13 protein-coding genes are annotated in these 11,334 nt (G+C 37.2%); 3 read left to right on the top strand and 10 right to left on the bottom strand.

The genetic code is table 11. The features are described from left to right. Positions 1-77 precede the first annotated feature (77 nt). The 8 genes from fusA to fkpA all read right to left on the bottom strand — a co-directional run bounded on the left by fusA (position 78) and on the right by fkpA (position 5,876). Complete coding sequence (gene fusA, locus QV06_RS00910; protein WP_065236530.1) at positions 78-2,183, bottom strand: elongation factor G; 2,106 nt, start codon at positions 2,181-2,183, stop codon at positions 78-80. 74 nt (positions 2,184-2,257) lie between these two features. Next, a complete protein-coding gene (rpsG, locus tag QV06_RS00905; protein ID WP_065234216.1) occupies positions 2,258-2,728 on the bottom strand; it encodes a 30S ribosomal protein S7 in 471 nt (156 codons plus the stop codon). Between the two features lie 111 nt (positions 2,729-2,839). Beyond that, a complete protein-coding gene (gene rpsL / locus QV06_RS00900) occupies positions 2,840-3,214 on the bottom strand; it encodes a 30S ribosomal protein S12 (protein WP_013745731.1) in 375 nt (124 codons plus the stop codon). A gap of 129 nt (positions 3,215-3,343) precedes the next feature. Beyond that, a complete protein-coding gene (locus QV06_RS00895; protein ID WP_065236529.1) occupies positions 3,344-3,631 on the bottom strand; it encodes a DsrH/TusB family sulfur relay protein in 288 nt (95 codons plus the stop codon). A gap of 11 nt (positions 3,632-3,642) precedes the next feature. Next, the gene (gene tusC / locus QV06_RS00890) at positions 3,643-4,002 is read right to left on the bottom strand and encodes a sulfurtransferase complex subunit TusC (protein ID WP_065236528.1); all 360 of its coding nucleotides are present in this window, start codon (positions 4,000-4,002) and stop codon (positions 3,643-3,645) included. Between the two features lie 9 nt (positions 4,003-4,011). Next, the gene (tusD, locus tag QV06_RS00885; RefSeq protein WP_065236527.1) at positions 4,012-4,392 is read right to left on the bottom strand and encodes a sulfurtransferase complex subunit TusD; all 381 of its coding nucleotides are present in this window, start codon (positions 4,390-4,392) and stop codon (positions 4,012-4,014) included. Then, positions 4,392-5,081, bottom strand: coding sequence for a helix-turn-helix transcriptional regulator (locus QV06_RS00880; RefSeq protein ID WP_065236526.1), 690 nt, complete (start codon positions 5,079-5,081; stop codon positions 4,392-4,394). The genes tusD and QV06_RS00880 overlap by 1 nt, the downstream gene beginning before the upstream one ends. Positions 5,082-5,147: 66 nt before the next feature. After that, positions 5,148-5,876, bottom strand: a complete 729-nt coding sequence (fkpA, locus tag QV06_RS00875; protein ID WP_065234211.1) for an FKBP-type peptidyl-prolyl cis-trans isomerase — start codon at positions 5,874-5,876, stop codon at positions 5,148-5,150. 169 nt (positions 5,877-6,045) lie between these two features. On the opposite strand from fkpA, the gene QV06_RS00870 reads away from it, so the two are divergent. Further along, a complete protein-coding gene (locus QV06_RS00870) occupies positions 6,046-6,270 on the top strand; it encodes a SlyX family protein (RefSeq protein ID WP_065234210.1) in 225 nt (74 codons plus the stop codon). A gap of 65 nt (positions 6,271-6,335) precedes the next feature. Here QV06_RS00870 and uspA read toward each other — a convergent pair whose 3' ends face one another. After that, on the bottom strand, positions 6,336-6,764 hold the full coding sequence (uspA, locus tag QV06_RS00865) for a universal stress protein UspA (RefSeq protein ID WP_065234209.1): 429 nt from the start codon (positions 6,762-6,764) through the stop codon (positions 6,336-6,338). A 132-nt stretch (positions 6,765-6,896) separates the two neighbouring features. Between uspA and mazG the strand changes: the two genes are divergently transcribed. Together mazG and QV06_RS00855 are read left to right on the top strand one after the other, a co-directional pair. Next, positions 6,897-7,700 carry a nucleoside triphosphate pyrophosphohydrolase gene (mazG, locus tag QV06_RS00860; protein WP_065236525.1) on the top strand — a complete coding sequence of 268 codons (804 nt, stop codon included), beginning with the start codon at positions 6,897-6,899 and terminating at the stop codon, positions 7,698-7,700. 9 nt (positions 7,701-7,709) lie between these two features. Continuing rightward, complete coding sequence (locus QV06_RS00855; protein ID WP_065236524.1) at positions 7,710-9,548, top strand: ABC transporter ATP-binding protein; 1,839 nt, start codon at positions 7,710-7,712, stop codon at positions 9,546-9,548. Positions 9,549-9,607: 59 nt separating this feature from the next. Here the strand turns inward: QV06_RS00855 and QV06_RS00850 are convergent, their stop codons facing one another. Continuing rightward, positions 9,608-11,230 (bottom strand): phosphoethanolamine transferase, encoded by a 1,623-nt coding sequence (locus tag QV06_RS00850; RefSeq protein WP_065236523.1) that lies wholly within the window; start codon positions 11,228-11,230, stop codon positions 9,608-9,610. Positions 11,231-11,334 lie beyond the last annotated feature (104 nt).

The following is an 11,334-nucleotide window of genomic DNA, read 5'->3' as shown; positions in this document are numbered from 1 at the left end:
CAAATTTTTCTTTAGACACGATAATTTCCTTTTTAATTTAAAATCTGCAACTCAATATTGAGTTGCAGTTGTTACAATTATTTTGCTTTGCGAGCTTCAATTACAGCAGTTGCTACGCTAGCTGGTGCTTCAGCATATTTCAATGGTTCCATTGAGTATGAAGCACGACCTTGAGTTTGTGAACGAAGATCAGTTGCATAACCAAACATTTCTGATAATGGAACTTCTGCATTGATCTTAGTAACAAATTCGTTGCTTTCTTGGCCATTTACTAGTGCACGACGACGGCTTAAGTCACCAATTACGTCACCCACATAGTCAGCAGGAGTTTCAACTTCTACTTTCATAATTGGCTCAAGTAATACTGGGTTCGCTTTAGCAAATGCTGCTTTAAATGCGATTGATGCTGCTAATTTGAACGCCAATTCTGATGAGTCCACATCATGGTAAGAACCGTAGTGTAAACGTACACCGATATCTACTACTGGGTAACCCGCTAAAGGACCAGCTTTAAGTTGCTCTTGGATACCTTTATCAACAGCAGGGATGTATTCACCAGGGATAACACCACCTTTAATTTCGTTAACAAATTCGTATCCTGGACCTTCTGGATCTAATGGGTAAAGATCGATGACCACGTGACCATATTGACCACGACCACCAGATTGTTTTGCGTGTTTACCTTCAACATCATTAACACGTGTACGAATAGTTTCGCGGTAAGCAACTTGTGGTTTACCAATGTTAGCTTCCACTTTGAATTCACGACGCATACGGTCAACGATAATATCTAAGTGTAACTCACCCATACCAGAAATAATGGTTTGACCAGATTCTTCATCAGTTTGAACACGGAATGAAGGGTCTTCTTGTGCAAGACGACCTAATGCTAAGCCCATTTTTTCTTGGTCAGCTTTAGTTTTTGGTTCTACCGCAACAGAAATTACTGGCTCTGGGAATTCCATACGTTCTAGAATGATTGGATTTTCAGAATCACATAATGTGTCCCCAGTAGTAACGTCTTTCAAACCAATCGCCGCTGCAATATCCCCTGCACGAACTTCTTTGATTTCTTCACGTTTATTAGCGTGCATTTGAACAATACGACCAAAACGTTCACGTTTTTGTTTCACCGAGTTCATTACAGTATCGCCAGAGTTTACTACACCAGAGTAAACACGGAAGAAAGTTAAGTTACCTACGAATGGGTCAGTTGCAATTTTGAACGCTAATGCTGAGAATGGTTCATCATCATTTGCGTGACGTTCACCTTCTGTTTCATCAAGGTTAATACCTTTGATTGCAGGGACATCGGTTGGTGCAGGTAAGTAATCTACTACTGCATCAAGCATTGCTTGAACACCTTTGTTCTTAAACGCAGAACCACAAGTAATAAGAATAATTTCATTCGCTAATACACGTTGACGTAATGCTGCTCTAACTTCTTCTTCAGTTAGCTCTTCACCGCCAAGGTATTTTTCCATTAATTCTTCAGAAGCTTCTGCTGCTGATTCAATAAGATTTTGGTGCCATTCTTCTGCTAAGTCTTGTAATTCAGCAGGAATATCTTCATAAGTGAAAGTCATACCTTGATCAGCTTCATTCCAGTTGATCGCTTTCATTTTTAGAAGGTCAATAACACCTTTGAAATTGTCTTCTGCACCGATTGGTAATTGAATTGGTACAGCAGTTCCGCCTAAGCGGGTTTTAATTTGTTCAACAACACGTAAGAAGTTTGCACCTGTACGGTCCATTTTGTTCACGAATGCAATACGTGGAACACCATATTTGTTAGCTTGACGCCATACAGTTTCAGATTGAGGTTGAACACCACCTACCGCACAGTAAACCATTACCGCACCATCAAGAACACGCATTGAACGTTCTACTTCGATAGTGAAGTCCACGTGTCCCGGAGTATCGATAATGTTGATACGGTGTTGTGGGAATTGTTTTGACATACCTTGCCAGAAGCAAGTTGTTGCCGCAGAAGTAATTGTAATACCACGTTCTTGTTCTTGTTCCATCCAGTCCATGGTAGCTGCACCATCATGAACTTCACCGATTTTATGGCTTACACCGGTATAGAAAAGAATACGTTCTGTGGTAGTTGTTTTACCTGCGTCGATGTGAGCACTAATACCGATATTACGATAGCGCTCAATTGGAGTAGTACGTGCCACGATTATTTCCTCTCGCTAGGCTTGAAAAGATGAACCAGCAAGTCTTAATTTTAAGACTTGCTGCATAAAGTAAATTACCAACGGTAATGAGCAAATGCTTTGTTAGCCTCTGCCATACGATGAACGTCTTCACGTTTCTTAACTGCAGCGCCTTTATTTTCTGCCGCATCTGATAACTCGTTTGCTAAACGTAATGCCATAGATTTGTCACCACGTTTACGAGCTGCTTCAACAATCCAACGCATACCTAATGCGTTACGACGGACTGGACGAACTTCTACTGGTACTTGGTAAGTAGAACCACCAACACGGCGAGATTTAACCTCTACAGTTGGACGAACATTTTCTAATGCTGCTTCAAAAGCTTCCAAATGATCTTTACCAGTTCTTTGTGCTAATGTATCTAAAGCAGTATAAACAATTTTTTCAGCGATAGATTTTTTACCATCTACCATTAAAACATTAATAAATTTTGCAAGTAATTCTGATCCGAACTTTGGATCTGGAAGGATCTTGCGTTGACCAATCACACGACGACGTGGCATGGCTTTTTCTCCGTATATTAAATCTTCAGGTTATCCAAAACTCTATTTCTGGAGTCTTGTATGCTATCTATGTTCTAAATTAAACGTTTGGCCTTACTTAACGGAGATCCATTAAGCTTTAGGACGCTTCACGCCGTATTTAGAACGACCTTGTTTACGATCTTTTACGCCTGCGCAGTCTAATGCGCCACGTACGGTGTGGTAACGCACACCTGGTAAGTCTTTAACACGACCGCCACGAATTAATACAACGGAGTGTTCTTGTAAGTTATGACCTTCACCACCGATATAAGAGGTTACTTCATAACCATTAGTTAAACGAATACGACATACTTTACGTAATGCTGAATTCGGTTTTTTAGGTGTAGTAGTGTACACACGAGTACACACGCCACGTTTCTGCGGGCAAGCCTCTAGTGCAGGAACGTTGCTTTTTACAACCTTCTTCACACGCGGTTTGCGTACTAGCTGGTTGATAGTTGCCATTAAAAAGCTCCAGTTTAAATAAAAAATAATTCACTATTGAATGTTAAATTAACCCCATTCCATAGAAGAATGGACGACGCATTCTATTCTTTAACGATTGGTATGTCAAGGTTTTACCCACCTTGATTATCAAAGACCGATTTGAGGATGATATTCTTCGGTTAGCTTAACTAAATCAGCTAAAGTGATAAGCGAAAAATTCGTCTGTTGTGTCGAAAAATAGCTCAATAAATCTCGAGCAACAACATCATTTTCTAAAAGATAGTAGTGAGATATGGGTTGAAAAATAGTAGGATATTTAATCGGTAATAATACCCCATCTTGCCAACATAATAAGGCATCCTGCTCTATGATATTTGCAATAAGTGCTTGAAGTTGCTGTGGGTCATAATGATGATGCGATAGGGTATAAAACATAAATAACCTAATTAAAATGTTAAAACTTTTTCTGCTTGACGTAAAATCTGGAATAAATCAGATTTTTCTACGATATTTACCGACAAAAGTAATTTCTTATCGGTTAATTGGTAACGCAACAGATCTTCTTTACTCACAAAGCACTGCTCAATTTCATACAGTGTTAATAACTTTAACATAGACGATGTTTCTTTTTGTAACAGTATCTCTGCCTTCTGTTCTGCCAATAAATTTAAAACCCCATCATGTAAAAAGAACACACCAATTTCATCTTCATCACAATACGCCGATAATGCTAATAATGCATCTATTCCTTCTCTTACTTTGCTATTACCATAAGGTGCTTGCGTAAAAACAAAAGCGACTTTCATTTCAGCTCCTTAAAATGTAATCACACGATCAGCTGTCAAGACAGCTTGACTAAATTCACCTAATCCAGCTAAGACAAATCCCTCAGCAAGGTTATTTTGTGAGCCTGTGAGCGAAGTTTCTTCATTGATGATCCCACGCCGTTGTGATGCTGCAATGCAAAGATAAAGTGGAAATTGGTATTGTTGTGCTAATTGCTGCCACTGTTTAATTAAATGAAACTCATCATTTGCTGGATAAACAAAAGCATTTCCATGGCTAACGCCAGCTTGAGAGAAAAAAACTTGTTCAATAGTATGTCCTGCCTGTAATAAAGCTTGAGCAAATTGAAAAGCTAAAAAACTTGCTTCAGAACCATAGACAGGTTGAGTAACAGACAAAACATAACGCATTATTTTTGATCATCCTGCTTAATTTGTCGGATATACAAATAAACTGTATGACGAGAAATACCTAAACGTTCCGCAACTTGATTGATTGCATCTTTAATATCAAAAATTCCTTTCTCAAATAAAGAAACTACTATCTGTTTATTCTTATTATTATTGGATACATTACGGTCGTTGGTTACATCTTCAATTGTCTGCTCTACTGTTTGAGCGACTAATTCTTCTACAGAAGAGGCAAAGTTGACTTCTGATGAACTTTCTTCCTGTTCATGAGTTGGAACAAACCCTTGTACAAATTCGGAAACAGGTACATTTAAGTTAATATTGATACAAAGTAACCCAATAATCCGTTGCTGAGAATTACGAATTGCAATACTAATAGATTTCATTAAACCGTTACTTTTCGCACGAGTAAAATAAGGTTGAGAAACGCTATCTGTTTTCATCTGATGCAAAGAACGTAACGCAAGATCAGTAATTGGAGAACCCACTTTGCGATTAGTATTATGCCCATTAGCAATACAAATTGCTGAATGTTTTAAATTTTCTAACGAGTGCAACACAATCTCACAATGTCCACCAATTAACGCTGCAATACCTTCAACGACAGGAATATAAGATTGCAAAATATCATGATCTTCTTTACTAAATGGTTGTTCTTCTTGTAAGAAAATCTCATCATCTAAATTCATAGCCACTCCAAAGTAAAAAAGAGTAACGGACATTACTGTCCGTTCCCTTTCCATTTTTTATAATAATTACTTATTATTTGATTTCACATCCAATAATTCGATATCAAAAATTAATGTTGAATTTGGTGGAATTTGACCAGTTTGTTGATCACCATAAGCAAGATTTGGAGGTAATACTAATTGAATCTTACCGCCTTTCTTAATTAAGCTAATCCCTTCTACCCATCCAGGAATTAATTGATTTAATTGAAACTCAATTGGTTGGTTACGTTTATATGAACTATCAAATTCTGTACCATCAATTAATGTTCCACGATAATTTACTTTTACTGTATCTGTTGGATTTGGTGTTGGACCTTCACCGGCTTTTTCAATACGATAAAGAATACCTGATTCAGTTTTTTTCACGCCTTCTTGTTTAGCGTATTTGTCACGATACTCTTTACCTTTTTGTTCATTTTCTTTTGCAACTTTTTCTAATTGAACTTGCGTCGCTTTAGTAAGCTGTTCATCTAATGCTTGTAATTGTTTTTGTAATGCTTCATCAGATAATGTAGTTTTCCCCATTAAAGTGTCTTTCACACCTTCTAGGATTTTGCTGTTATCATACTTAATTAGCGATTTTTGAGAATCCAAAGATTGTTGGATATTTTTTCCCATAAACACCCCAATCGCATAAGAAGAATCTTCAATAAACTTCTTATCTTTTAATTGAGAATCCTCTGCTAAACTTTGACCGCTAACAGCTAAGAAAACTAATCCTGAAAGAAAGGCAATTTTATTAATGGAACGCATAATTGTTTGTTCTCCATAGAAAAATAATAGATTTATCACTGCTTTAATTTTAGTGAATAGGGTAAAATGATTTTTTAAAATATACAATATTTATTTAATGTTTAAACTAAATTATTAAACTTTCAACTCATCAACATAATATTAGTTTCAAACCAATAAGGATTTAATGATGAACAGCGAACTTCATCCATTATTGCAACGTATCGATGAATTAGAAATGAAAGTTGCATTTCAAGAAAATACGATTGAACAACTTAATCAATCACTCATAGAACAACAATTTATTCTTGAGAAAATGCAAATACAACTTCGCTATCTAGCGCAAAAATTAAAAGATATGCAACCTTCTAATATTGCAACTCAAGCAGAAGAAACACCTCCGCCTCATTACTAAATCAGGTTAATTTTAATGGACAAGAAAAAGCCTCCGCTGACGCAGAGGCTTTTTCAGGTTATAATTTATTCTTCGTCTTTTAATGGTACAACTAACATATCAACGTCAATATTATTCATGACTTGACGAGTTGAAGACATTAATTTACTCCAAAAGTCTTGGTGATGACCGACAACGAGAATATCGACATCATATTTATCTACGGCGTCTGCTAATACTGTACCAAGATCGCCATTGCCGCAAAGGGTTTCTGTTACTGGATAGCCAGCTTGTTTTGCGAGTTCAACGAGCGCATCATGAGTTTCATCTGAAATACGATCTTGCATAGAAGACATATTTACATCAATTAACCCAGTATAGAGGTCGGAGAAATTAACATCGACATGAATAATGGATAGTTTAGCGCTATTGTTTTTAGCAACTTGAACGGCTTTTGCTAATAAGACATTACTTTCTTCTGAAAGGTCTACTGCGACAAGAACATGCTTATACATAATGATTCCTCCATTTATAATCAGCTAATTGAATAAGCTTAGTATTATACTAACACTAAATAGCAGTAAAAAATTTGCGGTCGATCACGCTATGCAAAACAAATCCAAATTAATTCTAAAATGGAGTAAACAATGGGAATGAAATTAGAAAAATTTGCAGAGGTTATCGCTCAATTACGCGATCCTCAAACTGGTTGCCCTTGGGATTTAGAACAAAACTACCAAACTATGCCACCACATATCTTAGAAGAAGCATATGAAGTGGTTGAAGCAATTAACCAAGATGATCGTCAAGAACTAAAAGAAGAACTCGGTGATTTACTGATGCAAGTCGTCTTTCTAAGTCAATTAGCAACTGAAGAAGGTGCTTTTACATTAGATGATGTCATTCAAGGCATTACCGATAAAATTATTCGTCGCCATCCACACGTATTTGGCGAAGTTCATGCTAATACCAGTGAAGAAGTATTAAAGAATTGGGAAAATATTAAACAACAAGAACGCCATGATAAACAACAATTCTCAATTCTTGATAATGTACCTTCTGCATTACCTTCTTTATTACGCGCTGCAAAATTGCAAAAACGTTGTGCCAAAGTCGGCTTTGATTGGTCAGAAACAGAATTAACGCTACAAAAAGTCGAAGAAGAATTACAAGAAGTTCGCGAAGAACTACAAAAAACACAACAAAATCAGTCTGCGATTGAAGAAGAAATTGGCGATCTGCTTTTTGCAGCAGTGAATGTCGCTCGACATTTACACGTTAATCCAGAAGAAGCTTTACGCAAAGCTAATCTAAAATTTGAGCGCCGTTTTCGTCAAGTGGAGCAAACAATCGTTCTCTCGGGACGTGATTTAGAAGAGGTTTCGCTCACGGAAATGGATTTACTTTGGAATCAAGTTAAACAACAAGAAAAACAAAAACAAGGAGAATAACAATTAGCTATGTTTAGCCGTATTTATTCATGGTTTGAAAATCGTATTAATCCTTATCCAGATGAAATGCCGAATATACCGCGTCATGGTTTGATCAAATTTATTTGGTCTTGTATGGATGGTATGCGGTGTTGGATCTTATTGCTTACCATTATGGTAGTTGGAATTGGGGTAATGGAAGCCGTGTTATTCCAATTTATGGGAATATTGGTGGATTGGTTATCACAATATTCGCCACAACAATTATGGCAAGAAAAAAATCTACAACTTCTTGCCATGGCTGGCGTATTACTATTCAGTATTCTCTGGTCATTTATTGCTGCCAATGTTCATTTACAGACTTTGCAGGGTGTTTTCCCAATGCGTTTACGCTGGAACTTTCACCGTCTAATGCTAGGACAAAGCTTAAGTTTCTACCAAGATGAATTTGCTGGACGTGTTTCTGCAAAAGTGATGCAAACTGCTCTCGCTGTGCGTGATACCGTACTCGCTATTGCTGATGTAATGACTTATGTTACCGTCTATTTTATTACATCTGGTGCAGTATTAATGACCTTAGATGGCTGGTTTGTCATTCCATTTCTCATTTGGTTAGCAGTATTCACGATCATTCTAAAAATCTTTATTCCAAAATTAGCTTATACCGCTGAACGTCAAGCCGATGCACGCTCTCTGATGACAGGACGAGTAACTGATGCCTATGCTAACATTACTACGGTAAAACTGTTCTCACATGGTTTGCGTGAAGCCAGTTATGCCAAACGTTCAATGCAAGAATTTATGGTAACAGTTCACGCACAAATGCGTTTAGCTACATCATTAGAAACCCTCACTTATTTTACTAATATTCTTTTAACATTAAGCACCGCATTATTGGGGTTATGGTTATGGAGTCATGGTAAAGCAGGTGTAGGCGCGATTGCTACCGCTATTGCGATGGCATTACGTGTCAATAATCTCTCTCGCTGGATTATGTGGGAAGCTGCTCGCTTATTTGAAAATATTGGTACAGTGAATGATGGTATGCATACCTTATCAAAACCACATACAATCGTTGATAAAACTAACGCCAGTAATCTCACCGTTACCCAAGGTGAAATCAAATTCGATCAAGTTAGTTTTGCCTATGAAGCAGATAAACCACTTCTTACTAATTTCAATTTAACGATTAAACCAGGTGAGAAAGTGGGTTTAATTGGGCGTTCAGGTGCAGGTAAATCTACCATCGTTAATTTACTACTCCGCTTTTATGAAGCTAATCAAGGTAATATTACGATTGATGGACAAAATATTTGTGATGTTCGCCAAGAAAGTTTACGCAGCCAAATTGGCTTAGTCACCCAAGATACTTCTTTATTACATCGTTCTGTTCGTGACAATATTATCTATGGCCGTCCAGACGCAACTGAAGCTGAAATGATCTCCGCTGCTGAGCGTGCTGAAGCGGCGGGATTTATTCTGACATTAAGTGATGCCCAAGGTCGTCATGGTTATGATGCACACGTTGGGGAACGAGGGGTAAAACTTTCTGGTGGTCAGCGTCAGCGTATTGCGATTGCTCGAGTTATGCTTAAGGATGCGCCAATCTTATTATTAGATGAAGCAACTAGTGCATTAGATTCTGAAGTGGAAGCAGCAATCCAAGAAAGCCTCGATAAGATGATGGAAAACAAAACTGTGATTGCGATTGCTCATCGCTTATCGACCATTGCCGCAATGGATCGCTTGATTGTGTTGGATCAAGGGCAAATTGTTGAACAAGGCACACATACAGAATTGCTCGAGAAAAATGGACTGTATGCTAAATTATGGAAACACCAAAGTGGTGGTTTCTTAAGTGAAAACTAGTTAAAAAAACAGCACCTTAATCAAATTTTAAGGTGCTGTTATCCTTTCTAATCCTTAATCTACTTCTTACACTGAGCAATAATATCAAGATTTTTCTGATAGACTGACGTACTTGGACTCATATCCATTAAACCAAATAACGTACTGTATAAATTATCTTGAGAATAAGATTTTTCTGCTGCATTTTTTCTTAAACAGTCAAAATCAATATGTTCATTCTCTCTAAAACGTTCTGAGAACCACATAATCATGGGCACATGCGTTTGCTGATCTGGTGCAATCGCATACGGTGTTCCATGCAAATACACGCCATTTTCACCTAAAGATTCCCCATGATCTGAAAGGTAATAAACCGCAGCTTCTAATTCAGGATGCGCATCAACCTTCTGAATTACCTTATCTAAGAATTGATCAATATAGAGAATACCATTGTTATAAGTATTCACTAATTGTTCATTTGTACATTTCTGAATTTCATTCGTATCACACGTTGGAGTAAAGCGACGATATTCTGGTGTATAACGTTCATAATAAGTTGGTCCATGGCTACCAATCGTATGCAATACAAGCACTGTATCTTTCTTCATATTACGAATAACCTCATCAACGTGTTGCAACAACACATTATCTAAGCATTCTCCATCTTTACAGTAATTAGGATCATTTAATGCCGTAATATCTTTACTTTGCACACGATCACAAACACCTTTGCAACCACTATCATTATCTAACCAGATCACATCCACGCCAGCACGTTGTAGCACATCAAGAATATTATCTTGGTGGGAAGCCTTAACAGAATCATAATGCTCTCTTCCCATTCCTGAAAACATACAAGGCACAGAAACTGCTGTGGCTGTTCCACAACTCGTCACATTTTTAAAATTAATAACTTGATCGCCCCGTGCTGCTAATAATGGCGTTGTTTGTGGTTGATAACCATTTAATCCCCAATTTTGAGCGCGTGTTGTTTCACCCACAACAAGAACGGTTAAATGACGATAATCATCTGGCTTCTCTTGTGCAGCATCTAAGCCTAACTGTGTGTATGGCATATTTGCCTGACGAATTCGCTTGATTTCATTCACACTCGCACTAATAAAATTAGATGGCACAATTAAAGCAGGCACACTCTTATTATTTCGGACGAATCCTGCATAATCTTGATAAAAGCCTTTTGCAATGCCTAAAATCACCACAGCAGATAGCACAATCATCCCTACCCGATAGGCAAGCTCTTTATACCAACGATGATAATTTATTTTAACCAATAGATAGAGAATCGCCGGCAATACACCAAAACCAAGAATCCAAAGTAAATAAGGCAAAGTAACGGTTCGTGATGTTTCTGCAAAATTGGTTTGTAATACATTTTCCAACATATCTGTCGTGAAATAGACATCAAGAAAAATTTCACTATAACCAATCGCTGCACTAATAATCAGTAAAGCAGGAATTATCAGTTTATGTAAAACCGGTAAGGCTAAAAGTTGGAAAGCCGCATTTAACACAAAAAAGACGAAAAACGGGACAGTCAATAAAAAATAATCTTCTGCTGCCCCTGTAAAAGGATGAATTGTCAACACTTTCGCATAGAATGCGTAATTTAGAATTAATGTGAAATAAAGGGACACTAACGCAATCAACGTCGTTGAGCGTAAAGAAAATGTTCTTATTCGCATAAGTTCAATAAACTCCGTAGTATTAGATAATGAAAGTAAAGCGCTGGTTTGACAGAATGGTGGGTAAAAAGTTCTTAATATTCAAGATAATTATCTCTAAATTA

This window comes from Gallibacterium genomosp. 3 (genome assembly GCF_001678475.1).
In the GTDB taxonomy this organism is placed as follows: Bacteria; Pseudomonadota; Gammaproteobacteria; order Enterobacterales; family Pasteurellaceae; genus Gallibacterium; species Gallibacterium faecale.
This window is presented reverse-complemented; position numbering and strand designations above follow the sequence as displayed.